The 24,395-nt window shown below is 72.5% G+C and carries 23 protein-coding genes; 13 read left to right on the top strand and 10 right to left on the bottom strand.

Features of this window, described 5'->3' with window-relative positions; genetic code table 11:
• Positions 1-409: 409 nt before the first annotated feature.
• Complete coding sequence (locus tag DB32_RS12225) at positions 410-2,404, bottom strand: chloride channel protein (RefSeq protein WP_053232608.1); 1,995 nt, start codon at positions 2,402-2,404, stop codon at positions 410-412.
• 192 nt (positions 2,405-2,596) lie between these two features.
• Between DB32_RS12225 and DB32_RS12230 the strand changes: the two genes are divergently transcribed.
• The 3 genes from DB32_RS12230 to DB32_RS12240 are packed head-to-tail and all read left to right on the top strand — an operon-like array spanning position 2,597 to position 6,260.
• The gene (locus DB32_RS12230; protein WP_053232609.1) at positions 2,597-4,411 is read left to right on the top strand and encodes a sensor histidine kinase; all 1,815 of its coding nucleotides are present in this window, start codon (positions 2,597-2,599) and stop codon (positions 4,409-4,411) included.
• Positions 4,408-5,814 carry a sigma-54-dependent transcriptional regulator gene (locus DB32_RS12235; protein ID WP_053232610.1) on the top strand — a complete coding sequence of 469 codons (1,407 nt, stop codon included), beginning with the start codon at positions 4,408-4,410 and terminating at the stop codon, positions 5,812-5,814. Before DB32_RS12230 ends, DB32_RS12235 begins: the two co-directional genes overlap by 4 nt.
• Complete coding sequence (locus DB32_RS12240; protein ID WP_157068987.1) at positions 5,811-6,260, top strand: hypothetical protein; 450 nt, start codon at positions 5,811-5,813, stop codon at positions 6,258-6,260. Before DB32_RS12235 ends, DB32_RS12240 begins: the two co-directional genes overlap by 4 nt.
• A gap of 1 nt (position 6,261) precedes the next feature.
• On the opposite strand, the gene DB32_RS12245 is transcribed toward DB32_RS12240, so the two are convergent.
• A complete protein-coding gene (locus DB32_RS12245) occupies positions 6,262-6,729 on the bottom strand; it encodes a hypothetical protein (RefSeq protein WP_157068988.1) in 468 nt (155 codons plus the stop codon).
• A gap of 42 nt (positions 6,730-6,771) precedes the next feature.
• On the opposite strand from DB32_RS12245, the gene DB32_RS12250 reads away from it, so the two are divergent.
• From DB32_RS12250 to DB32_RS12260, 3 genes are all read left to right on the top strand, one after another.
• Positions 6,772-7,266 carry a hypothetical protein gene (locus DB32_RS12250; RefSeq protein WP_157068989.1) on the top strand — a complete coding sequence of 165 codons (495 nt, stop codon included), beginning with the start codon at positions 6,772-6,774 and terminating at the stop codon, positions 7,264-7,266.
• A gap of 194 nt (positions 7,267-7,460) precedes the next feature.
• On the top strand, positions 7,461-9,230 hold the full coding sequence (locus DB32_RS12255; RefSeq protein WP_053232614.1) for a MopE-related protein: 1,770 nt from the start codon (positions 7,461-7,463) through the stop codon (positions 9,228-9,230).
• Between the two features lie 17 nt (positions 9,231-9,247).
• Positions 9,248-9,985: a DUF4735 domain-containing protein gene (locus DB32_RS12260; RefSeq protein WP_053232615.1), complete on the top strand. Its 738-nt coding sequence runs from the start codon at positions 9,248-9,250 to the stop codon at positions 9,983-9,985.
• Between the two features lie 15 nt (positions 9,986-10,000).
• On the opposite strand, the gene DB32_RS12265 is transcribed toward DB32_RS12260, so the two are convergent.
• Entirely contained in the window at positions 10,001-10,279 is a 279-nt protein-coding gene (locus tag DB32_RS12265; RefSeq protein WP_053232616.1) for a hypothetical protein, read from the bottom strand.
• Positions 10,280-10,297: 18 nt separating this feature from the next.
• Entirely contained in the window at positions 10,298-11,848 is a 1,551-nt protein-coding gene (locus DB32_RS12270; protein WP_053232617.1) for a sigma-54-dependent Fis family transcriptional regulator, read from the bottom strand.
• A 179-nt stretch (positions 11,849-12,027) separates the two neighbouring features.
• Here DB32_RS12270 and DB32_RS12275 point away from each other — a divergent pair, with 179 nt between their 5' ends.
• The 4 genes from DB32_RS12275 (at position 12,028) to DB32_RS12290 (ending at position 14,476) form a co-directional block, all read left to right on the top strand.
• Complete coding sequence (locus DB32_RS12275) at positions 12,028-12,579, top strand: peroxiredoxin (protein ID WP_053232618.1); 552 nt, start codon at positions 12,028-12,030, stop codon at positions 12,577-12,579.
• A complete protein-coding gene (locus DB32_RS12280) occupies positions 12,576-13,139 on the top strand; it encodes a carboxymuconolactone decarboxylase family protein (RefSeq protein WP_083457339.1) in 564 nt (187 codons plus the stop codon). The genes DB32_RS12275 and DB32_RS12280 overlap by 4 nt, the downstream gene beginning before the upstream one ends.
• A 143-nt stretch (positions 13,140-13,282) precedes the next feature.
• Positions 13,283-13,774, top strand: a complete 492-nt coding sequence (locus tag DB32_RS12285; protein WP_053232619.1) for a Dps family protein — start codon at positions 13,283-13,285, stop codon at positions 13,772-13,774.
• 54 nt (positions 13,775-13,828) lie between these two features.
• A complete protein-coding gene (locus DB32_RS12290; RefSeq protein WP_157068990.1) occupies positions 13,829-14,476 on the top strand; it encodes a hypothetical protein in 648 nt (215 codons plus the stop codon).
• A gap of 396 nt (positions 14,477-14,872) precedes the next feature.
• Here DB32_RS12290 and DB32_RS12295 read toward each other — a convergent pair whose 3' ends face one another.
• The 5 genes from DB32_RS12295 to DB32_RS12315 form a co-directional block, all read right to left on the bottom strand.
• A complete protein-coding gene (locus DB32_RS12295) occupies positions 14,873-15,991 on the bottom strand; it encodes a winged helix DNA-binding domain-containing protein (RefSeq protein WP_053238780.1) in 1,119 nt (372 codons plus the stop codon).
• Between the two features lie 288 nt (positions 15,992-16,279).
• Positions 16,280-18,094: a DUF8173 domain-containing protein gene (locus DB32_RS12300; RefSeq protein WP_053232621.1), complete on the bottom strand. Its 1,815-nt coding sequence runs from the start codon at positions 18,092-18,094 to the stop codon at positions 16,280-16,282.
• Positions 18,091-18,726 carry an RNA polymerase sigma factor gene (locus tag DB32_RS12305; protein WP_053232622.1) on the bottom strand — a complete coding sequence of 212 codons (636 nt, stop codon included), beginning with the start codon at positions 18,724-18,726 and terminating at the stop codon, positions 18,091-18,093. Before DB32_RS12305 ends, DB32_RS12300 begins: the two co-directional genes overlap by 4 nt.
• Before the next feature lie 82 nt (positions 18,727-18,808).
• Complete coding sequence (locus DB32_RS12310) at positions 18,809-20,227, bottom strand: DUF4832 domain-containing protein (RefSeq protein WP_053232623.1); 1,419 nt, start codon at positions 20,225-20,227, stop codon at positions 18,809-18,811.
• Positions 20,224-21,486 (bottom strand): metallophosphoesterase, encoded by a 1,263-nt coding sequence (locus DB32_RS12315; protein ID WP_169791425.1) that lies wholly within the window; start codon positions 21,484-21,486, stop codon positions 20,224-20,226. Before DB32_RS12315 ends, DB32_RS12310 begins: the two co-directional genes overlap by 4 nt.
• Positions 21,487-21,717: 231 nt before the next feature.
• Between DB32_RS12315 and DB32_RS45220 the strand changes: the two genes are divergently transcribed.
• The 3 genes from DB32_RS45220 (at position 21,718) to DB32_RS12330 (ending at position 23,506) form a co-directional block, all read left to right on the top strand.
• Positions 21,718-22,473, top strand: coding sequence for a ribonuclease HI (locus tag DB32_RS45220; protein ID WP_053232625.1), 756 nt, complete (start codon positions 21,718-21,720; stop codon positions 22,471-22,473).
• Between the two features lie 57 nt (positions 22,474-22,530).
• Positions 22,531-22,971 carry a PilZ domain-containing protein gene (locus DB32_RS12325; protein ID WP_053232626.1) on the top strand — a complete coding sequence of 147 codons (441 nt, stop codon included), beginning with the start codon at positions 22,531-22,533 and terminating at the stop codon, positions 22,969-22,971.
• Between the two features lie 73 nt (positions 22,972-23,044).
• Positions 23,045-23,506, top strand: a complete 462-nt coding sequence (locus DB32_RS12330; protein ID WP_053232627.1) for a hypothetical protein — start codon at positions 23,045-23,047, stop codon at positions 23,504-23,506.
• Here DB32_RS12330 and DB32_RS12335 read toward each other — a convergent pair.
• Positions 23,472-24,392 (bottom strand): polysaccharide deacetylase family protein, encoded by a 921-nt coding sequence (locus tag DB32_RS12335; protein WP_053232628.1) that lies wholly within the window; start codon positions 24,390-24,392, stop codon positions 23,472-23,474. The genes DB32_RS12330 and DB32_RS12335 overlap by 35 nt on opposite strands.
• Between the last annotated feature and the right edge of the window lie 3 nt (positions 24,393-24,395).

The following is a 24,395-nucleotide window of genomic DNA, read 5'->3' on the forward strand; positions in this document are numbered from 1 at the left end:
CCCCGGCGTGCTTCGACGGCGGAAGGAGCGCGCGGGCCTCTCTCGTCGTGCGGAACGCCGCGGCGGGAGCTCGAGAGGCTCTCTCTCGTCGTGCGCGAGGGTGTCGCGGAGCTCGAGAGGTTTTCTCTCGTCGTGCAGAAAGCTCCCGAGCATCTCGAGAGGCTTTCTCTCGTCGTGCGGAAGGCTCGCGAGGATCTCGAGAGGCCTTCTCTCGTCGTGCGAAAGGGTCGCGAGGATCTCGAGAGGCTTTCTCTCGTCGTGCGGAAGGTCGCCCGGGGATCTCGAGAGGCTTTCTCTCGTCGTGCAGAAGGCTCGCGAGGATCTCGAGAGGCGTTCTCTCGTCGTGCGAAACGCGCTCGAAGGGCTCGAGCGGGGCGTGTTCGTCGCGCTTGATACATCCGCGCGCTCCTCACGCCGCGGGGAGCCTCGTCGTGCGCTGACCGAGCTGCTCGAACGCCTCGCGCGGGCCCATCGCGAGCCAGCGGTCGCCCGCCACGACCGCGCCGCTCTCGTACGAGTCGCGCCACGGCGCGCGCGCCCCGCCGGTTCGCACCGCGACCACCCAGAGGCCGAGGTCGCGGCGCACCGCGATCGGATCGAGCACGTGCCCCACGAGCTCCTCGGGCGCGTCGATCGCGCCGATCCGATGCCCGCGCGGCAGCTCGATCAGGCGCCCGGGCTCGGCGTCGGACCACGTCATGCGCGTCAGCAAGAGATCGCGCTGCAAGAGCTCGCGATCCATCGCGCCGAGCAGGCCGCGTCGCGTCACGATCCCGAGGACCTCGCCGCGCGCGTCGACGACCGGGAGCTCGCCCCACTCCGCGTCCCAGAGGCGCTCGCTCATGCGCGGCAGATCGTCGTCGGGCGTGATCGGATCGACCTTCGCGCCCGCTTCACCGAGCGTCCCGCTCCGCGTGTCGGCGCTCGCGAGCGTGCGGAAGTCGACCGCGACCACGTGCCCCTCGTCGACCGTCGCGTACGCGACGCGCGCCGCGCGCGCCGAGAGCTCGGCGTGGACCTCGGAGAGCGGCATCTCGCGCGGCAGCACCAGCGCCTGCTCCAGCACGTCGCGCGCGTGCACGGCGCGCGCGAGCCGATGTGCGAGCGAGCCGTCCCACGGCACGCCCTTGCGCCGCATCTCCGCCGCGTAGATCGACTCGCGACGCATCACGCGCGCGGTCGCGGTCGCGAGCGACGTCGCTGCGAGCAGCGGGAGCACGAGCGCGTAGTCGCCGCTCATCTCGAACGCGAGCACCGTCGCCATCAGCGGCGCGTGCGTCGTCGCGGCGACCACCGCGGCCATGCCGATCAGCGCGAACGATCCCACGAACGCCTCGCGCTCCGCGTCGATCCCGCCCGTCGCGAGCAGCGACGCGATCACCGCGCCCAGCGACGCGCCGAGGAACATCGACGGCGTGAACACACCGCCCGCGCTCCCCGACGACACCGACGCGGTCGTCGCGAGCGGCTTCGCGACCAGCAGCGCGAGCAGCGCGAGCCCGACGACGCGTCCGTCGAGCAGCTCGCGGATCGCCTCCGCGCCGTTGCCGGTGACCGCGGGCAGCTCGATCGCGATCACGCCGACGATCAGCCCACCGAGCCCCGCGCGCAGCGCCCGCGGCAGCTTCACGCGCGCGAAGAGCGCCTCGCCGCCGCTCAGCATCTGCATGAAGAGCACGCCCGCGAGCCCGCCGAGCGGACCGAGCACGATCGAGCTCGCGAGCTGCTGGGGCGTCACGAGCGCGTAATCGCGCAGCCCGTAGAACGGCATCTCGCCGAGCGTGATGCGCGAGATCGCGGTCGCGAGCGCGGCGCCGACCACGACCGGCACCACGACCTCGAGCGCGACGACGCCGGTGACGATCTCGATCACGAAGAGCGTCGCTGCGATCGGCGTGTTGTACGCGGCCGCGAAGCCCGCGGCGGTGCCCGTCGCGAGCAGGATGCGCGTGCGCGACGGCGACATCCCGAGCACGCCGCCGCATGCGCCGCCGAGCGCGGCGCCCACCTGGATCAGCGGACCTTCTCGACCGAGCGAGCCGCCCGAGACGATCGCGCACATCGACGAGATCGTCTTCGCGAGCGCGGCGCGCAGCGACACGCGGCCGCGCCCGAGCACCACGCTCTCCATCACGTCGCCGACGCCGTGCGACGCGGGGAGGCGCGCGGCCGCGGCCGACGCGATCAGGCCACCGAGCAGCGCGCCGAGCGCCGGCGCGACGAGGGCCGCCCACGCGGGCAGCGTGCGGAACGCCGCGACGACCTCGCGCTCTCCGAAGAGCAGCTCGCTCGTGCGCTCGATGCCTCCGCGCACCACGACCGCCACGCCGGCCGCGAGCGCGCTGGTGATCACCACCGCGATCGCGAAGCGCGCTCGCTCACGGGCGTGGTCCCATCGACTCACCGCGCGAGCGTGCCCGGGCCGCGCTCGCCGGCGCAACGCTCCCATTCGCTCCGTGCATGGAGGTGGGCCCGGGTATGCACGCGGTGCATCACGGCGCGCGCCGCCCGTCCCGCGGTGTCATGATTCGGAAGAAGAATGCCGTCCTCGCCGAACCCTCTTTTCGGCCCCGCCGAACGGCCCGAGATCCCGGCGATGTCGTCCGCGTCGCAGTGGCATGCCCTGCTCCACGGAGCCGAGGGCGGCGCCGACAGCGGCGCCTTCGCCACCGAGCCCGACGACTTCCGCGACTCGCGCGTGCGCTGGCTGATCCGCCTGCGCTGGGGCGCGATCACGTTCATCGCGCTGGGCGCGATCTTCTCGTGGGCGGGGCTCTTCCCGGGGCTCCACGGGCCGATGCTCGCGTGCATCGCGATCGTCGCCGCGGGCTACAACACGATCCTCGCGATCCGCCGCACCCATCATCCGCGCGCCGGCATCGTGCACGCGATCGTCGACATGGCGATCCTCACCGCGGTCCTGTGGGCCTCGGGCGGCGTCCACACGCCGTTCATCGCGAACTACATCTTCCACGTCGCGATCGTCGGCATCCTCGGTGGCGCGCGCGCGACGTTCATCGCGGCCGGCGTCGCGCTGCTCGCGAGCGGTGCGCTGTGGGCGACCGAGCACGTCTCCGCGCTGCGCATCGCGACGTGGGATCCCGTCGCGCCGTGGGATCTGATCAGCGAGCTCGTCGCGTTCGGCGGCGTGCTCGGCGCGGTCGCGTACATCGTGTCGCACGCGGTGCGCGAGCTGCGCGAGCGCGAGCTCGCACTGGCGCGCATCGGCGACGCGGTCGCGCTCGAGTACGAGGTGCTCTCGAACACGCTCAGCGAGCTCGACGCGGGCCTCGAGGTCGTCGACGGAGACGGCACCGTGCTCTGGCGCAACAAGCGCGCGGCCGAGCTCTCTCCGTACGCGCAGGCGGGCGGCATCTGGAGCTGTCCCGGCGAGCACCGGCCGTGCGAGGGCAAGATCGAGGGCGAGTGTCCGGTGCGGCGCGCGCTCGCGGCGTCCGAGCCCGGGCGCTGTCGCTTCGCCGCGACGGTCGAGGGCGTCGAGCACGTGTACGAGATGCTCGTGTTCCCGCTCGCGAGCGCGGGCGCGCGCAAGGGCGGTCCGCGACGCGCGATGAACCTCTACCTCGATCGCACGAGCAGCGTGATCGACGAGCGCGGGCTGATCCTCGCGGAGCGCCTCGCGAGCCTCGGCCGGGTGACCACCGGCGTCGCGCACGAGCTCAACACGCCGCTCGCGACGATCCGGACGCTCGCCGCGGACATGCAGAAGGTGCTGCGCGATCTCGAGCACGAGAGCGCCGCCGAGACGCGCTCGCGCTTGATCGCCGACGCGGCGGAGAGCGCGGCGATCGTGCAGGACGAGACGCGGCGGCTCGGCCGCATCACGCAGGGCCTGCTGACCGGCGGTGACGTCGTGCGCGCCGAGATGCAGGGCGAGGTGCCGCTCGCCGCGGTGGTCGAGCGCGCGCGCGCGCTGGTGTTCGCGGGCATGCGTCGCGCGCCGCCGGTCGAGATCGGCGAGGGCGTCGATCGGCTCGGCGTGGTCGCGGATCGCGATCGGCTGGTGCAGGTGATCGTGAACCTGCTGCAGAACGCGTACGACGCGGTGCGCGAGCAGGACGACGGACGCGTCTACGTGTCCGCCCGCTACGACGAAGAAGAGGCGCGCGTCGAGCTCGCGATCGACGACGACGGGCCCGGGATCTCCGACGAATTCCGACAGCGCTTGTTCGAGCCGTTCGCGACGACGAAGCCGCCTGGACAGGGCACGGGTCTCGGGCTCTACACCTCGTACATGCTCGTGCGCGCCATGCAGGGAACCATCGAGCTCGTGCCGCGCGAGGGTGGCGGTACGCGGGCGCGCGTGGTGCTGCCCGCCGCGCGCGCCGGCGCGATCCGCACGACGAGCAGCGCGCCGCGCGAGGGCGCGGGTCGGGAGGTCTCGGCGTGAGCACGAGCGATGGGCGCGTGCTGGTCGTCGACGACGACGCGGCGTTCCGCTTCGCGATGCGCAAGGCGCTCGGTCGCCTCGGCTATCGCGTCGACGAAGCGGCGGGCGGGCACGAGGGCGTGCGCAAGCTCGAGGTCGGCGATCCGCCGGACGCGGCGCTGCTCGATCTGCGCATGGACGATCTCGACGGGCTCGAGGTGCTGCGCCGGTGCTCGCGCGTGCCGACGAAGTTCGTCGTGCTCACCGGGCACGGCACGGTGGACGCGGCCGTGCAGGCGATGAAGCTCGGCGCGTTCTCGTTCCTCGAGAAGCCGGTCGACGCCGACATCCTCCAGCCGCTGCTCGATCAGGCGATCGCCGAGGCGCGTCGCGGTCGCGGCGCGGCGTCGGCGGGCAGCGCGGCGAGCGACTTCGCGCCGCCGCTCGTCGGCACGAGCGCGGAGATGGAGGAGGTGCGCTCGTTCGTCGCGCGCGTCGGGCCGACCGACGAGACGGTCGCGCTCTACGGCGAGACTGGCACCGGCAAGGAAGTCGTCGCGCGTCACCTGCACCTGCGCTCGCCGCGCGAGAGCGGGCGCTTCGTCGCGCTCAACGCCGCGTGCGTGCCGCGCGACCTCTTCGAGAGCGAGCTGTTCGGGCACAAGAAGGGCGCGTTCACCGGCGCGACGGGCGATCGCCTCGGGCTCTTCCGCGAGGCGAACGGCGGCACGCTCTTCATCGACGAGCTCGGCGAGCTGCCGCTCGAGTCGCAAGCGAAGCTGCTGCGAGCGCTCGAGGAGCGGAAGGTGCGCGGCGTCGGCGAGGCGCGCGAGATCCCGGTCGACGTGCGCATCGTCGCCGCGACGAACCGCGATCTGTGGAGCGAGGTCCAGGCGGGACGGTTCCGCGAGGACCTCTACTTCCGCCTGCAGGTGTTCCCGCTGCGCCTGCCTCCGCTGCGCGAGCGTGTCGAGGACGTGCCCGAGCTCGCGGTGCACCTGCTCGAGCGCATCGGGGGCGCGCCGCGTCGCCTCGCGCCCGACGCGATCAAGGCGCTGACGAGCTACGAGTGGCCGGGCAACGTGCGCGAGCTGCTCAACGTGCTGCGCCGCGCGTCGCTCTTCGCGACCGGCGAGGTGCTCGACGGAGAGCTCGTGCGGCGGATGATCGCGGCGAGCGTCTTCGCGCATCCCAGCGCGACGATGGCGCGCGCATCGACGCCGGTCGCGCGCGTGCTCGCGCCGAGCGCGCCGTCGTCGAGCGACGAGGAGATGAGCCTCGCGGAGCTCGAGCGGACGCACATCGAGCGGACGCTCGCGCGCATGGGCGGCAACATCACGAAGGCGGCGACGAGCCTCGGCATCGATCGTCGCACGCTGCAGCGAAAGCTGCGCGGCTACGGCATCGCCGCGGGGGACGAGTGATCGCGCGAAAGTGTGTGATCGCGTCCGCCGCGCTGCTCGTGGCGTGCGGCGGCGCGACGAACGCGGGCAGCACGACACCCGTCGACGCGCCGCGACGAGAGTGCACGGCGGCGTTGCGTTTCGCCGAGCCCGAGGTGGCGCAGACGAGCGACGAGGAGATGCCGCGCACCGCGATCGCGCTCGCGCTGATCTGCGAGGACGAGCCCATCCGCACCGTCGCGATCGGCACCGAGGTCGGCGCGTGCTTCAACGACGAGGCGAGCGACGGCGCGCTGCTGCGCGCGCGTTGTTGGTGGGCAGGGCAGGGCGCGATCGTGGTGGTGCGTCGCAACGGCGAGGTGCTCGAGGTGCTGCGCGCCGACGTCGACGAGCACACGGGCGCCGGAGCGCTCGAGCGGGTGACGCAGCTCGAGATCCCCGCGAACCACGTGCTCCACACGCTCTGACTCAGTCCCAGTGCTGGAAGACGACCTCGCCGATGGTGCGCGGCGCCCAGTAATGGATCTGAGCCATCTCGGCGCGAGCGAGACGCTCGAGCGCTCCGGGATCCGCTGGATGCGCGAGCACGCCGAGCGGCACGACGACGAAGGGCTCGGGCGGGTCGAGCGCCTCCGGTGGCGGCGCGACGAAGCGTAGATCCATCGACCCGCGATCGGGCGCCGGCTTCGCGAACACGATCCACGGATGCGTGCGGTGGACCAGCGCGCGCAGCGTGGACGTGCGCAGCCGCACCCGGAGATCGTGGAAGCTCTTGATGCTCGACGGATCGGGAGCGGGCTCGAACGAGATCGAGCCCGACCGCGCGAGCATCGTCGCGATCGCACGACGTGCATCATCGAGCGCGACGCGGGGCAGCGGCTCGTCGCGCACGTGGCGAAAGCCCGTCGCGCCACGTGGAAGTGGCAGGAAATCCATCGTGCGAGCATGCCGCGCGCTCCCTCGCTACGCTCGCGATCGATGTCGACGAGATCGCTGCCCTCCGGAGTGACTGCCACGCTCAGCGCGCCGCAGCGCGACACCGTCGAGGCCTGGTGGGCCGATCTCGACGACGATGCGCGCGACGAGTTCGAGCGGCTCTGGGACGCGCGCTCCGACGACACCGCGTACTACGCGACCGTCGACGCGCGCGGGAAGACCGAGTGGCACGAGCTGCCGATCCAGCTGCGCGGGTACTTCGTCGATCCCGAGACGCACCGCGAGAACGCGATGTGGACCCGCGATCTCAACGAGTACGTCAACTCGCACGAGGACGTGAGCTTCTTCCTCGTGCATCGCAGCTTCCACATCTGCCGCGCGCACGCGATCGCCCGCGAGGTCGCGCGCACCGGCGTCGTCCCCGCCGGATTCGCGTGCCCGTTCGCGCACGCCGCGTGTCCCTTCGAGCGCGCGCTCGACGGCGCAGCGGGCCGCGCGATCTGGCTGCTCCCGGTGCCCTGCCGCGCCCGCGGCTGAGCCACGTTCCGCTCTCGCGCGAAAAACGTGACCGCTTCGGTTACCATCGCGTTTCCGGCCGCGGAGGATTCGTGCGCGCACTCAGCTTGGCTCCAGTCATCTGCTCGCTTCTTCTCGTCTTCGGCTCGGTCACCGCGGGGTGCGCCGACGGTGGCTCGAGCGGTCGTCCCGGCGACGGCGGCAGAGGGCAAGGCATGGACGCCTCGGGGTCGGGCGATGCCGGCCAGGACGGCGGCGGGAGCACTGCCGACGCGGGCACCGACGCGGGCCCGCCCGAGGGCGACGCGGGCCCCGGCGAGGGCCTCGAGTGCGAGGCGTGCGAGGCCGAGGGCGACTGCGCGCCCGGCAGCCACTGCATCGAGCTCGGCGGCGGCGAGGGCGTGTGCCTCCGCGTGTGCGAGCCCGATCTGCCCGACTGCGCGACGGGCTTCGACTGCGTCGAAGAGCTCCTGACCACCGAGCTGCCCGAGCCCGTCTGCGTGCCCGTCGGTGAGCGCTGCTGCGTCGACGGCGACGGCGATCACTACGGTCAGGGCGTCGGATGCGACGGCGCCGACTGCGACGACGCGACCGCGACGACGAACCCCGGCGCGACCGAGACGTGCAACGCGACCGACGACGACTGCGACGGCACCGCGGACGACGGCGATGCGTCGGCGCTCTGCGTGCGCGGCGCGCACGTCGCGACCGCGATCTGCACGACGGGCACGTGCGAGATCGCGATGTGCGAAGAGGGCTGGGACGACTGCGACGCGGCCGCGGACGGCTGCGAGACCTCGGTGCGCACCACGACCGACTGCGGCTCGTGCGGCATGCCGTGCGCGTTGCCTCACGCGACCGCGACGTGCGCGTCGGGCACGTGCGAGATCGGCGCGTGCGACGCGGGGTGGGGCGACTGCAACGGGATGGACGCGGACGGCTGCGAGACCGAGCTCAACACGCTCGACTCGTGCGGCGCGTGCGGCGTGACCTGCGCGCGCCCGAACGCGATGACCTCGTGCTCGACGGGCACGTGCGCGGTCGTCGGGTGCCAGCCGACGTTCGGCAACTGCGACAGCCAGCCGACCAACGGCTGCGAGACGTCGACGACGACCAACGCGCACTGCGGCGGGTGCAACGTCGCGTGCGCGCCGTCGCGTGGCACGGGTGACTGCTCGACCGGGACGTGTCGCGTCAGCAGCTGCCAGTCGAACTACGCCGACTGCAACGACTCGGCGACCGACGGCTGCGAGGCGCAGCTCAACACGCTCGCGAACTGCGGCGCGTGCGGCGTGGCGTGCGGCGGCGCGAACGCGTCGGCGAGCTGTGCGACCGGCTCGTGCGTGCTCACCTGCAACCCCAACTTCGGCAACTGCGACGGCAACGCGGCGAACGGCTGCGAGGCCGATCTCCGCTCGCTCGCGCACTGCGGCGGCTGCGGCATGACCTGCTCGCTCGCGAACGCCTCCGAGAGCTGCAGCACCGGCACGTGCACGCTCGGCACCTGCGACTCCGGCTACGCGAGCTGCGACGCGAACGGCGCGAACGGCTGCGAGGTCTCGCACCGCGGCTCCGCGAGCTGCGGCGGCGCGATCGATCTCGGCGCGTACGACGGCGATCTCTCGTGCGGCACGATCTGCGGCGGCAACGGCTCGTGGGATCAGTTCTCGTCGCAGAGCGGCCGCTCGAGCGCGTGGTTCCGCGCGCGCAGCGTCGAGGACTCCTCGTGCGACGCGGACATCGAGCACCGCGTGAGGCTCGTCTCGCCGGCGGGCGTCGACTACGACCTCTACGTCTATCGCGCGTGCGGCGGTGCGCTGATCGGGAGCTCGACGGCGGGCACCGGCGCGACCGACACCGTGACGTTCCGCGAGTCCGACGACAGCAACGGCGACGACGGCATCACGTACTGGATCGAGGTGCGCTACCACAGCGGCTCGTCGTGCTCGAACTGGACGCTGACGCTCGAGGGTCACAACTGCTGACGCGCGGCGCCGCCGGCGTGGCGGCGCTCCTCGTCGCGGTCGGCTGCGGGGGCGGAGAGGTCCCTCGCGCCGAGCGCGTCTCGCGCGCGATCGACCGCGCGCTCGTGTACCTGCACGACACCGATCACGAGCTCGGCGTCGACGTGCTGCTCGCGGCGCGCGCGTACGGCGCGCGGACCGGCGACGCGCGCGTCGAGCCGATGGTGCAGCACCGGCTGACGCGCATGCCCGCCCGCGAGGTCGAGCGATACGGCGAGCTCCTCGATCTCGAGATCCGCCCGTTCTCCGCGCCACCGCGCGCTCCGATCGCCTCGGCATCGCGCGGACCGTCGGACGACGAGGCGGGCGAGCTCGCGCAGCGCTGCTCGCTCGACGCGCGCGAGTGCCGGCTCGACGACGCGTGCCGCGCCTACGTCGCCGCCGACGACCAGCGCGGCTACGCGCTCACCCACCAGGCGTTCGTCCTCGTGGTCGCGCACGCGCGCGAGTGCACGCTCGACATCGACGTGGACGCTCGCCGCGCCGCGCTCGCCGCGCGGCTGCGCGCGGAGCTCGCCGCCGCGGCGCGGGTCGACGATCTCTACGCCGAGCGCCTGGCGATGCTCGTCGCGATCGGAGACACACTCGAGCCGGCGTGGATCGACGCGCTGCTCGATGCGCAACAGCCCGAAGGCTGCTTCCCCTCCGATCACGACACGCGCTGCCATCCGCACGCGACCGGCCTCGCGCTCTGGGCGCTCTCGGCCGCGCGCTAGCAGCTCGCTCCGGGCTCAGTCGCTCGAGCGCGGACGGAACGGGATCACCTTCGCCGTCTCGACGTCCGCCTCGTCGCGCTCCTGCTCCGCGCCCTCCGCGAGACCGCGATCGCGCTCCGCGTTCGCGAGGTACTCGTCGCGCTTCTTGCCCGGTTTCTCGCGCTCTGCCGCCCGCTCCCAGAGGTGCGCGGCCTCGAGGTACGCGCGCTTGCGCGCATCGCCGTCGCGCGCCGCTTCCGCCTTCTGCTCAGCGGCCTCCGCCTTCGCGACGTGAGGGTTCTTTCCGAAGCTCATCCGGCCCTTGTAGCGCGCCTAACGCGCGCTCGCCGGATCCATCCCGAGCTTCTTCATGCGCGACTGCAGCGTGCTCGGAGGCACGCCGAGGATCTTCGCCGCGCCCCGCTCGCCGTAGATGCGCCCTTCGGTCGCGCGCAGCACCGCGGCGATGTGACGCCGCTCGTTCTCCGCGAGCGACACGAGCTCTCCGTCGCCGCCGCGCGTCTTCTTCGTGCTCACCGGCGCCCGCTCGCTCATCCCGAGATCGACCGGCCCGAGCGCGCCGCTCGCGCTGAGGATCGCCGCGCGCTCGAGCACGTTCGCGAGCTCGCGGATGTTGCCGGGCCAGCGATGCCGCGCGAGCGCCTCGATGCCCTCGCTCGTCACGTGCACGCCGCGACGCGAGGTGCGCGCACGCTGCTCCGAGAGCAAGTGGTCGCAGAGCGCGGGCAGATCCTCGAGCCGCTCGCGCAGCGCGGGCAGTCGCAGCGGGAACACGTCCAGCCGGTAGTACAGGTCCTCGCGGAAGCGGCCTTCCTGCACCGCGCGCGCGAGGTCGACGTGCGTCGCGGCGACGATGCGCACGTCGACCTTGATCGTGCGATCGCTGCCGACCGCCTGGAGCTCGCCGGTCTGCAGCACGCGCAGCAGCTTCGCCTGCAGCTCGAGCGGCAGCTCGCCGATCTCGTCGAGGAACAGCGTCCCGCCGTTCGCGGTGCGGAAGCGCCCGCTGCGCTCGCGCGTCGCGCCGGTGAACGCGCCGCGGTCGTGCCCGAAGAGCTCGCTCTCGAGCAGCCCCTCGGGGATCGCCGCGCAGTTCACCACGACGAAGGGCCGCTCGCGCCGCGCGCTCCAGCGATGGATCGCGTGCGCGAGGCGCTCCTTGCCGGTGCCGGTCTCGCCGAGGATCAGCACCGGCGTGCTCGTGCCCGCGACCTGTCGCGCCTTGCGGGCGAGCTCGCGCACCGCGGGGCTCGCGCTCGTCTCGAGCACACCGCCTTGTTCGCCGCCCTCGAGCCGTTCCTCGAGCAGGCGCGCGTGCTCGCGGCTCTGCGCGCCCAGCCGCGCCAGCGACGCGCTCTGCTCCGCGCTGCGGATCGCGAGCGCGAGGATGCGCCCGTAGATCTCGACGAGGTCGACGACGCTCTGCGGGTAGGTCACGCACTCGCGCCGATCGAGCGAGAGCACGCCGAACGGGCGCTCCCCCGCCGCGAGCGGCACGACCATGCAGGCGTGGCCCGCCGGCAGATCGATCACGCCGTCGAAGGGATCGCCGTCGCCGTGCGCGTGATCGTCCTCGGTGTACGCGCGCGCGCGGCGCGTCTCGAGCGCCTCGCGGATCGTCGGGAACGCGTCGAGGTCGAGGCGATGCGAGCGCACCTCCGCGCGCGCCAGCGGACCGCGCATCGCGCGCACGACGAGCTGCTCTCCCTCGAGCTCGAACACGCACGCGAGGTCGTACGGAGCGAGCTTCGCGAGCCAGTCGAGCCCGCGTCGCAGCAGGTCGTCGACGTCGGCCTCTTCGCTCGCGGCGAGGGTCGCGAGGTCGGCGAGATCGCGGGTGAGATCGAGCGTGGAGTCCGGCACGCCGAGAGTTGTGGCACCGGTCCACCGAAATGTCGATGCCTGGCGCGTCACCCGCCAGTCGGTGCGGCCGAGCACCGTGATATCGGTGACAGTCGTGCGCGATCGCAGAATTTGATGCGTTTTTCCCTGGCACGCGGCGCGCAATGAGCCCCGGTCGAACCACACAGGAGAGACCCGAAATGTTGACCGTCGGAGACAAGCTTCCCGCCTTCTCGCTCCAGTCCGTCGTCTCGCTCGACGAGGGCCGCGAGTTCGAGACCCTCAGCGAGCGCAGCCACGCCGGACGCTGGCAGGTGCTCTTCTTCTGGCCGATGGACTTCACGTTCATCTGCCCGACCGAGATCGCCGAGTTCGGTCGCCGTCATCGCGACTTCACCGATCGCGACGCGGTGATCCTCGGCGCGAGCACCGACACCCACTACGTCCACCTCGCGTGGCGCAAGCAGCACCCCGATCTGCGCGCGCTGCCCTTCCCGATGCTCGCCGACACCAAGCGCGAGCTCAGCCAGGCGCTCGGCATCCTGCACAAGCAGGACGGCGTGCCGCTCCGCGCGACGTTCATCGTCGATCCCGACGGCATCATCCGCTGGGCCTCGGTGAACGACCTCTCGGTCGGCCGCAGCGTCGACGAGGTGCTGCGCGTGCTCGACGCGCTGCAGACCGACGAGCTCTGCCCGTGCAACTGGAAGAAGGGCGACGAGACCCTCACGCCGAAGAAGGAGGCCGCGTGAGCCCGCTCTCGCCGACCGCCGAGGCCGCGACGATCGACGTGGAGCGCATCCGTGACGCGCTCCCCGAGGCCGCCTCGGATCTGCGCCTGAACCTGCAGAGCGTGCTCGGAGACGGCGCGCTCACGCCGGTGCAGCGCTACGGCGTCGCGATCGCGTGCGCCTACGCATCGCGCGAGAGCGATCTCGTGCGCGCGCTGATCACCACCGCTCGGGCCCACGTCGAGCCCGCGCTCCTCGATCCCGCGATCGACGACGCGCGCGCCGCCGCGGCGCTCATGGGCATGAACAACGTCTACTACCGCTTCCGACACCTCGTCGCGAAGGAGTCGTACTCGCAGATGCCGGCGCGGCTGCGCATGCAGCGCATCGCGCGCACGAAGGGACCGAAGCTCGACTTCGAGCTCTTCTGCCTCGCGGTCTCTGCGATCGGCAACTGCGAGACGTGCATCCGCTCGCACGAGGACGTGCTGACGAAGGGCGGCGTCACCGAGGCCGCGATCCACGACGCCGTCCGCATCGCCGCGACGGTCCACGGCGTCGCGGTCGCGCTCTCCACGTGATCGCGATTTTCGCCCGCAGCCCCCTCGACGACGAGGGGGCGCGGGTCGAAGTACTCTCCGCTCGAGAACGCGATCACCGCCTCAGCAGCACCGGGTCGGCGAGCCCACGACACGCCGCGCACGCGGCACAGGGAGGACGAACGATGGAACCCCGAATCGGTATCGACGACGGCCGCCGCTCCACGGCGGAGACCGGACGCCGCGAGATCAGCGAGATCGTCACGCACGTGATGGCCGACACCTACGTGCTCTATTTCCAGACCCAGTCGTTCCACTGGAACGTGCGCGGCCCGCACTTCCACGCGCTCCACAAGATGTTCGAGGAGCAGTACGACCAGCTCGCCGAGGCGGTCGACGAGCTCGCGGAGCGCGTGCGCGCGCTCGGCGCGCTGGCGCCGACCTCGCTCGGGCAGATCGCGAGCATCGCGCGCATCCCGCTCGATCACGGCGCGCCCGGTGCGCGCGGGATGGTCGAGATCCTGCTCCGCGGTCACGAGCACCTCGCGCGCGACACGCGACGCGCCGCGGAGATCGCGGAGGAGAGCGGCGACGGCGTGACCCACGACATGCTGATCGGGCGCGCCGAGGAGCACGAGAAGACCGCCTGGATGCTCCGCGCGACGCTCGACGAGTGATCGCGCCGATCTCGACCGGAGGCCGCGCCCAGCTCTATGCTCGGCGCGGCCTTCGTGCGTCCGTCCCCGCGCGCTCACGCTCTCGTCGCCGCGCTGCCGCTCGCGCTGTGGCTCGTCTTCCATCTCTGGGAGCAGTGGAGCGTGTTCGGCGGGCGCGACGCGTGGATCGCGCGCATGGCGTCGACGTCGCGCGGACCGCTCGCGATCGCGATCGAGCTCGTCGTGATCGCCGCGCTCGTCGCGTGGGCCGCGCTCACCGTGCGCGCATTGGTGCGGCGCGAGCCGCTGCCCGGCGCGGCGCGCGAGGACGACGCGGGCATCGTGCGCGCGATCGGACGGCTCGCGCCGTTCGCATCGCTCGCGTCGATCGTGTTCCTCGTGATCCACGTCGCGACGATGTGGGCGCCGAAGCTCGCGGGCGCGGATCTCGTCGCGCAGTGGGTCACGCTCACGCACGCGCTCGGTCGTCCCGAGGTGCTCGTGCTCCACGCGCTCGGGCTCACGGTGATCGCGCTGCAGCTCGTGACGTCGATCCCCGCGGCGCTCGAGGCGCTCGGGCTGGTGCGCACCGAGCGGGCGCGTCGCTCGTCGATGCTCGTCGCGGCGACGCTCGCGCTCTGCGTGTGGCTGCTCGCGGCGCAGCTCGTCGGGTGGCTGGGGACGGGCGTCGGGACGTTCTGGGCGATCTCGGTGGTGGAATGACGGAGGCGCTTCGGCAGCGGGCGCGTGGCACCGTGTCCTCGCTAGTCCTCGCGACCGGCTCGCGCGGGCGCTGAGACGTCGGGACGCGGGGTCGTCGTCGCGTGCGCGCTGCGCGCGCGTGCGACGAGCGGACACGAACGTGGTCGGCCTCGGGTGGGTCGCTGCGGAATCGCTCGGACACGGTGCCACGCGCCCTGCGGCACGGCTTCGGCACGCAGAGAGAACGTCCCTTCTCGCTGGGGGCGTAGCGGTTCGCGCGATCCCGCAGAGCGGGATCGCACGAACCGGGTCCGGGCTCGCCTTCGGCCTCGCCCCGATGCGAACGGGCCCACCGCACTCTCGAAGAGCGCTGCTTCTCTCCCGTGGCTCCTGCTCTCCTCAGCGGAGCGACGCGCCTCAGGCGCCGGCGATCTTGAGCGCGCGCTTCGGCGCGTCGGGCTCGTGGAACGCGAGGAGCGCGTCGGCCTCCTGCTCGAGCTCCGCGCGCACCTTCTTCGCGATCGTGTCGAACGGCGTGACCGTCAGCGTCGCGCCGGTCTTCTTGCGATCGATCTTCCACGTCGCCGCGACCGTGCCGTCGATCAGCACCGTCGGCGCGACGCGGAGCGCGCTCAGGAAGACGTGCTGGCGGTGCTCCGCCGCGACGAAGCGCTCGTCGGCGCGCGCGACGATCGCGCCGTCCCACTCGGGCAGGAAGCGCAGCGGCGCGCTCGCATCCTCGCCGGGGTGCGGCGCGCCCTCGAGGTCGAAGAGCTCGCGGCCGCGCTCGTCGGCGAAGACGCGCAGCTCGTCCTGCATCGCGTCGAACGTCGGGCGCAGACCGCCGAGCCCCGTCCACGCCTGCGCGTCGGCGACGCTCGCCGGGCCGTACGCCGCGAGGTAGCGGCGCACCAGCGCGTCCGGCGCGGTCTCGCGCGCGTCGATCGTCGTGCCGAGCCACGCGTCCGCGAGCGCGAAGTCGGCCTGCGCCGGGAACGACCACGCATCGTCGGTCGGCACCTGCACCAGCGGCAGCGACGTTCGGATCGCGTAGCCCATCGCGCGATCGTCGGCGTCGGGATGCAGCGCCGCGAGGTGCGCGCGCACCGCCTCGAAGTCGCGCGGCTGCGCCGCGAAGAACGGGCGCGCCTCGGCGACCAGCTGATCGACGTCGAGCGTCGCGCCGCGCGCCTTCGTGATCGACGCGAGCGCGCGCGCGAGCACCGGCGCGAGCACGCCGCGCAGCGCGACGTAGTCGCGCGCGCTCATCAGGTGCAGCGTCGTGCGCAGCGAGGTCGCGCGCACCACCTCACGTCGTCGCAGCAGCTCGGCGAGCTCCTCGCGACGAAAGCCCTCGACGCGCGACCACAGCCCGACGAACGGCGGCCGCGGGAGCTGCGCCTGCACGCCGATCAAGCGCTCGATCGCGTCGAGCGAGCTCGTCTTCTCGCGCGCGAGGAGCATCTGGCGCGCGAGCGTCGCGCGACCGACCGCGCGTCGCGACAGAACCGGAGCGTTCGAGGCCTTCTTCGGCATCAGCGACGCTCGTCGCACGTCGCTCTCGCGCCGTCGAGCACGCAATTCGATGCGCGCCGCGCGCGATCCGCCGCGATTTCGATCGCTCCTACGCCGATTCGCGGACCGGCGCCGCGAAAACAGTAACGAAATCGCGCACCTGCGAGCGTCCGTGATTGGGGTACAGGATCGAGCCTCTCGAAGGCCCCGACCGAGCCTCTCGAAGGCCCCGACCGAGGCTCCGAGACCCGGCGAGGCCAGCTCGGACGCCCGGCGATCGGGCCTCCGAGGGCCGGCGAGCGCAGGTCCTCACCGCACGATCGGTGCCTCGCCGACGATCGCGCGCGCTCCCCCGCGCGTGAGGATCACGGCCCCGAGCCCCGCGAGCGTCGCGCCGACGACCAGCAGCCCGCCGATCACCGGCACGCGCGAGACCACGAACAAGATCACGACGCCGACCGCGAGCTGCATCACCGGTCGATCCTTCAGCGCCGGGATCGGCAGCGCCGCGCCGATGACCGACGCCGTCGTCGCGAGCCCGAGATACGCGCCGAGGAAGAGCCCGAGCGCGAGCACGATCGCCGCGGGGATGCCGAGGATCGTGATCACGAGCACCAGCGTCAGCACCGCCCCCGCGATCACGCCGAGGAAGCCCGACGCGAGCACGCGCAGCGGCTGCTTCACGAGCGTGCTCTGCAGCAGCGAGAGGCGCGCCGGCGCGAGCCCCATGAACACGAGGCCGAGCAGGAAGAGCAGCGCGTGCCGCATCGCGGCCTCGAGCGTCTCGCCGATCCAGCCGCGTGCCTCGTCCTCGTCGTCGTGGTGCGAGGACGCGCGCGGCGGGCTCGGCGTGCTCGTCACCGCGACCGAGATGGTCCCCTGATCGCGCGTCGGCTCGTCGACCGCGATGTTCCCGCCCATCGCGTTGAGCTGGCCGTGCACGTGACCGCCCCGCGCGATGCGGATGTTGCCGCCCATCGTGACCACGTCGCCCACGACGGTGCCGCGCACGTCGGCGTCGCCGCCCATCGTGACGACGCTGCCGAACGCCTGGCCCTCGACGCGCGCGTTGCCGCCCATCGTGATCACGTCGCGCACGCGCTGATCGGGCAGCACGCGCGCGTCGCCGCCGAACGTGACGAGGTCGCGCAGCGCTTCGCCGGGCGGAGGCGGCACGGGAGGCGCGCCGGGCATCGGCGGCGGCGGCGGGAGCACGACGGGCGGCGGCGGGGTGTCGATCGCAGGAGGTGCCGTCGCGGCGATCGCCTGCGGCTCGGCCGCGGGGGGGCGCACCACGAGCAGGTGACCGCTGTGGCGCACGCGCGCCGGCATGTCGGCGAGCAGCGCGTCGAGCACCTCGCGCAGCGGCGCGTCGCGCACGTGGAGCGTGATCAGCGGATCTTCGGGCAGCGTGTACGCGAGCCCGAGCTGCGCGGACGCGAGCGCCTGGCGCAGCGCCTCGGAGAGCGGCGTGCGCTCGACGTCGACCGACACCGTGACGTCGGGCTCGGGCCACGCGCCCTCGAGGTCGTAGGCGTGCGCGCTGCTCGAGGCGCCGAGCACCGCGAGCACCAGCGCCGCCGACGACGGCGCGCGCGACCATCCGCCCCCTGCGATCGCGCGCAGCGGCAGCGCGAGCACGGCGAAGAGCGCGAGCCCGATCGCCGCGATCGCCGCCCAGCCACCGGGCAGCATCGCGGCGATGCGATCGAGCGCGGTCGCGAGCGTCACGCCGAGGCGCGCGAGCGCGGTGAGGTCGGACCACGCCTCGCGCGCGACCACGGTGGGCTCCGCGCTCGCGAGCACCGACGCGAGGCCCGAGACGAGCGCGACCGCGGTGCCGATCGCGGCGCCGGTCCAGAGGCTCGCGCGTGACGGGCTCGTGCCCTCGGTGGGCGCGTGCTTCATCGCGCCGGCGATCAGCGCGTCGAAGTCGTCGATCTCGGGGGCCGCGCGCTTGAGCGCGACCGAGGTCTCGCGGGCGTCCTCGCGCTCGCGCTCGATCCACGCGGCGAGCGACGCGTCTTCGTCCACCGTGCGCGCGATCTCCTCGCGCACCAGATCACGACGGCCGTGCGCGAGCGCTTCGAGCTCGAGCTCGGTGGGACGACGATCTTCGCTCACGGCTCGCCTCCCGTCGTGGTGTCGCTCTCGAGCGCGACACGCAAGCGCTTCCTGCCGCGATGGAGCCAGGTCATCACCGTCCCGATCGGGATCTCGAGGGCCGTCGCGATCTCCTCGTACGTCGAATCGTGCACGTGGAAGAGGACGATCGCGAGCCTCATCCCCTCTGGAAGCGTCTCGAGCGCGGCGGCGAGGCGGCGGCTCTCGATGCGCGCGAGCGCGACGCGCTCGACGTCGGGCGCCTCGCTCGCGGTGGTCGCGGTGACCTCGTCGCCCTCGCCGACGAAGGTGCGACGCTCGAGCCCGCGGCGGCGCAGGCGATCGCGGCACACGTTGCGCGCGAGGGTGAGCGCCCAGCCGCGGAACGAGCCCTTGGTGGGATCGAAGCGCGCGATCGAGGTGACGATCTTCTCGAGCGACTCCTGCGCGGCGTCGCGCCCCTCGGTCGGACCGGCGAGGTAGCGGCAGAGGTCGTGCACCGCCCGCGCGTGCTCGCGCAGGAGCGCCTCGAGCGCGCGACGATCGCCGCGCGACGCGCGGCCTTCGAGCGAGTCTTCGATGGTGCCTCTCCCCGACCGAGCCGAGGTTGCCGCGCGCGGGAGCGAGGGCAAGGGAGCGGTGAGCGCGATCATGTCCGGGGTCCCTACGGGGGCCCCGGGCGGCGTATTTCACGAAGCGGGAAACCGCCGAGCACGAGCACGGCGGTTCGGTCGTTCACTCCAGGATCGTGAGCGCCGTCGCGCCAGCATCCGATCCGCCCTGCGCCCCATCGTCGATCCGGATCGTCCCGAGGACGTTCCACCCGTGCTCGGCGTCCCACGTTCCTTCGTTCGCGGTGCGGATCGCGTACTCGGGGCGCGCCGCGATCCGCTCGCTCGCATCGGGCATCCACAGCGCGATCGCGTGCTCGCCCGCGGGCACCGATGCGGGCAGTCGGACCCTCACGTCGAGCTCGCTGGTCTCGCCCGCGGCCCAGCGGCGCACGTCGCTCTCCGGGATCGCGACCGCGCCGACCCCGTCGAGGGCGAGCCACACCGGGCGCGGGTTGAAGGGCGCGGCATAGCCCTCGTTGCGCACGCTCACGCGCAGCCGGAAGGAGCCGCCGGGGCGCACCGCCTCGGGCAGCTCGCCGTCGACGAGCACGAAGCGATAGCCGAGGCGCGCCTCGATCTCGTCCTCGCACCCGCCGCTCGCCCACGACGCGACGACCTCGGGGTGGTAGTCGCGGTTGATGAACGAGAAGTGCAATCGCTCCATCTCGCCGGGCACGAACGCGCACGTCGAGCGCGACGGGAACACCGCGCACGTCTCGCCGCCCATCGGCACGAAGCGCGTGTCGGCGCCGACGTACGCGACCCACCGATCGCGCTCGCCCTCGGGGTACGTGCCCATGTCGCTGTCGCTGGCGACGAAGCAGTCGTTGTGGTGCCCGACGCGCGACTCGTCGCTCGCGTCGCGCGCCTCGAGCGGCTCGCCGTAGATCGCCTCTTTGTACGCGGGATAACGAAGCTGCGTGCTGCGGCTCGCGGGCAGCGCGTCGAGCAGCGCTTCGAGGATCGCGCGTCGCGCGTCGGGATCGTCGTCGAGGCCGTTCGTCGACGTGTGCCACTCGCCCCACGCGCCGACGAAGCCTGCCTGCACGAGCGCGATCACGTCTTCGTTCGCGCGCAGCAGCGGCGTGACCTGCGTGATGTGCGCGAGCACGCGCTCGAGCGGCGCGTCGGGCTCGGAGTCGGGGTAGGGGCCCTCGTTGTACGCGAAGCGGAGGATCACCTTGATGCCTGCGTCGCGCGCCGCATCGAGCCCGTCCTGCACGTCGTCGAGCGATCTCTCCGCGATCGGCCCGTCGCGGTACGCGTCGAGCCGCACGTAGCTGTAGACGAGCGTGTCGCCGCCCTCGCGCACGAACGCGAAGTCGCGGTCGCTCGCGATGTCGACGTAGCGATAGAAGCCGCGCTCGGGGCCGAGCAGCGGCGCGTCGCTCTCGGTCCACGACACCGCGCGACCGGGCGCATCGGCGGGCCCGGCGTCGAACGTCGGGTGATCGAAGAAGCTCGTCGACGCATCCCGGGGCGCGTCGTCGTGTCCGCCGCACGCGCCGAGCAGCGCGGCGAGCACCAGCGCGCGCTTCACGGCGCCACCACGTGCTCGAACGTGTCGCGCTCCACGCCCACGTCGTCGACCACGCGCCCGCGGATCACGTCGTTGCCCTCCGCGTCCTGCACGATCTCGACGAACATCGCCTGCAGGAACGACCCCGACGCGACGCGCAGCGCGGCGTCCTCGGGGAGCTCCTCCACGAGCTCGTCGATGTTCCCGTCGACGAACCCGCCCGCGCCCGTCGTGATGTACGTGACGTCGCCGACCTCGAAGCGCTCGTAGCCGTGCATGTGCCCGGCGAGCACGAGCGGGACGCGGTGCGCGTCGATGATCGGCAGCAGCGACGCGCGCTGGTTCTCGCGCGGCCGGTAGTCGCCCACCGAGTAGAGCGGGCGATGCAGGTAGACGATCGAGAAGCGGTAATTCGGGTCCGCTTCGGCCTCGGCGAGCTCTTCCTCGAGCCAGTCGATCTGCGTCGATCCGAGATCGAGATCGTGCTCGCTCGAGAGCGAGAAGAAGTGAACGCCGCCGGTCTGGTAGTGGTACCACTCGTTCGTTCCGTCGCGCCCCGCGGGCGAGAAGAGACGAAGGTAGTAGTCGTCGTACTCGTGCGGGACCTCGTCGACCTCGTGGTTGCCGACGCAGGGCAGGAACGCGTTCGCGCGGAGCAGCGGCTGCATCAGGCGGAACCACGCCTGGTGCGTCTCGATCACGGTCGAGTAGTACTGGATGTCGCCGACGTGCACGGTGAACTCGGCCTGCGCGGGATCTTCGCTCGTGATCAGCCGCACCGTGCCCATCACCGCGGGGGACGTGTCGCCGATCGCGTAGAACGTGATCGGCGTCGTGTGATCGTCGGGCGCGTGCATCGTGCAGAAGCGCCCGCCTTCCTCGGGATATCCGACGATCGAGTACGCGTAGCAGGTCGCCGGGGTCAGCCCGGTGATCTCGACGTCGTTGACGAAGTACGTGCCGGGGTAGTCGGGCTCGCGCACCACGGCGCTTCCGACGCCGTACGAGAGCTGCACGATCGTCTCGCGCGACGTGCCCTCGTGCGTCGTGATCTCCTCGCTGCCCTCGGCGTGCACCTCGACTGCCGCGGGCTCGGGCGCGAGGCGCGACTCCCACCGCACGACGATGCGATCGACGTCGGGCCGCAGCGTCCACGGTCCCTTGAGCGGCGAGTCGTCGGGCGGTGGACCCGCATCGGGCGGGCCGGCGTCGACGACGGGTTGGCCCGCGTCGGGCGGAGCCGCGTCGTCGTCACCGCACGCGACACAGAGCACGAGCACGAGCACGAGCGAGCACGAGAGCTGAAGAGGCGTCTCGAAACCTCCCGTCGCTCCTCTGCAGATCCGGGCCCGATCGCGGCGTTGCTCCTCCTCGCCGGGCCTCGGGCCCGACTCGTCGTCGCGCCTTGCGTTCGGGCCCGTCTCCTGGCGGAGCTCGGTCCGGTTTCGAGACACCTCTTGAGCACGCATGGCCGGCGAGTCTACCCACCTCCTGTGCTACACGTCGCGGCCATGCCGTGGACGACGATGCGTCTGCGCGGGCAGAAGGTGCTCGTGCGGTGCGACGAGGCGGGCACGCCGCAGGCCGAGAGCGGCCGCGTCGAGATCCGCTACAAGCCGAACGACGGCCGCGCGTACCGCGCGCTGCCCGCGAACCTCGAGGCGATCGACGACGCCGAGGTGCTGCCCGACGACCACTGCGCGCCCGCCGAGGACGCGCCGAAGAGCGGTGCGGCGGCGAAGACCACGACGACGACGACGAAGAGCGCGGGCGGTGCGTCGAAGGCCGGACCGCGCAAGACCGCGGCGATCGCGGCCGGCGAGCAGAAGGCGCGCGATGGTGCGGTCGTCGCGTACGCCGACGGCGCGTGCAGCGGCAATCCGGGGCCCGCGGGGCTCGGCGTGGTGATCGACGACGGCGGCACGCGTCGCGAGCTCAGCGAGTATCTTGGTCAGGCGACCAACAATGTCGCCGAGCTCACGGCGATCCTGCGCGTCGCCGAGCGCTACCAGGGTGACGCGCGGCCGGTCGAGATCCGCACCGACAGCCAGTACTCGATCGGCGTGCTCGCGAAGGGCTGGAAGGCGAAGGCGAACACCGAGCTCGTCGCGCAGGTGAAGAAGGCGCTCGCGGGCGTGCCCGACGTGCACCTCATCTACGTGCCCGGGCACTCGGGGTTCGCGGGGAACGAGCGCGCCGACGAGCTCGCGCGCGACGCGGTGAGCGGGCGCCGCACGAGCGGATGGATGGAAAAGAAGCGGCCGTGATCGCGATTCTGGCGCGCATGTAGGACATCGCCCTACCATGCGCGTCGGAGGTCTCGGATGAGCCGCTTTCGTCGTCTGGATCGCTACGTCGTCGGGTCCCACGGCCGCGCGATGTCGCTCGACGGTCATCAGCTGATCGGCGATCGCGTGCTCGATGCGTCGGGCGAGGGCGTGCTCGTCGCGTGCGACGAGCGCGTGGAGCTCGGGCAGCGCGTCTTCGTGTCGTACCCGGTGCCGCGCAGCGAGCTCGTGTTCGACGCGGAGACCGAGGTCGTGCGCATCGTGCGCGGCGAGCGCGAGGGCGATCCCGGGTACTGCGCGGGGCTGCGCTTCGTCGCGTTCGATCGTCGCGATCGGCTCGCCCTCGGGATCGACCTGCGCGAGCTGCCGCTCGTGCCGCGCCGCGTGCGCTGGGACGCGACGCGCGCGACGCCGATCCCGCTCACGCACGTGAAGCGCGCGGTCGTGGTCCGCCCGATCATGCAGGTCGGCGCGTAGCGGGTGTGCAGCGCGCTGCACGACGGCGCGTCGTGATCGCTGAGAACGCGCGGTTTTCGCGCGGGCACGAGGGATGCTGCGAGGGCGCGTCGAGGAGGACTCGGTGCGTCTCGAGCTGCTCTCGCTGTCCGTGCTCGCCGCCACCGCGCTCGCTGCGTTGATCGACTCGGCGCGCCGCGCCGGGCCCAGCGACGCCGACGACGAGACGATGCCGATCGCGTCGCCGAGCGCGACGCTCGAGCTCCTTCAGCGCACCCGCGCACGCCTCGACGATCACCCGCCGCGCGTATTGATCGCGCTCGGTGTCGTCGCGCTGATCGTCGCGTCCGTGGCGCCGCTCGTCGAGGTGCGCTGCCTCGAGATCTCGGCGGTGCTCGGGGCCGCGGGCGTCGGCCTCGCGGTGCCCGGGCTGCGGTGGGCGCACGACGTGCGTCGCGAGCGACGCGCGCTCGACGCGCGCATCCATCAGGTGCGCACGAAGATCGCGAGCTCGCCCGGTCTCATCCGAAGCGGCGCGCCGCTTCCGCGATCGTGACCAGCTGATACCCGTGCCGGCGCAGGGTGCGGATCGCGCTCTCGAGCGCGGCTCCCTTCGCGCGCGCCGTGCGTCGCACGTCGGGCTGGTGCGGCTTCAGCCAGGTGAGCCCGTCCTCGTCGGCGTCGGCGAGATCGATCCCGTGGAGCTCGAGGTTCACGAACGGGCGCCCCGCGATCATCTCGGTGAGCACGCGCGCGCCCGCTTCGCCGCTGAGCACGACACTCGTTCCGATGTACGGCATGCGCCCGGTGCCGTCGCGCGTGACGCCGATCGGCAGCTCGAGCAGGCCCTTGCCGCGCGTCCAGTACGGATGGCCGCGTCGATACGGATCCGCGGGCGCGATCAGCACGCGCGGATCGTCGACGATGCTGTGGCTCTGCCGGCCGCGCGCGCGGATCGCGCCGATCGCGAGCGTCTTCGCGCTGTAGTACGCGGGGCAGGGGAACACGCTCGAGTCGTACGCGTACCCGAGCTCCTCGAGCACCTCGAACACGTCGTCGTCGATCGTGTAGCCGGGCGCGCGGAACCCGACCGGCGCGACGCCGGTCGCGCGCACGATCGCCTCGCCGCCCTTCGCGATCTCCTCGAGCACCTCGCCGCGCGGGCGCTTCGTGAGGTCGTAGAAGTGCTGCCACGAGTGGTTCGCGATCTCGTGCCCCGACTGCGCGAGCGAGCGCACCTTCGCGCGGTTCTCCTCGCGATCGAGGTCGCGCCCGATCGCGAAGAACGTCGCGGGCACGTCCTCGCGCGCGAAGAGCGCGGCGAGGCGCGGCACTGCGCGATCGTAGATCGCGTGCTCGCTGCCCGAGGGCACGTCGAGCCCGTGGATCGCCGCGTAACAGGGGATCTCGTCGAGATCGACGCTGATCGCAGCGAGCTTCACGCG

Origin of the sequence: Sandaracinus amylolyticus (genome assembly GCF_000737325.1) — a bacterium.
GTDB classification, from domain to species: domain Bacteria; phylum Myxococcota_A; class Polyangia; order Polyangiales; family Sandaracinaceae; genus Sandaracinus; species Sandaracinus amylolyticus.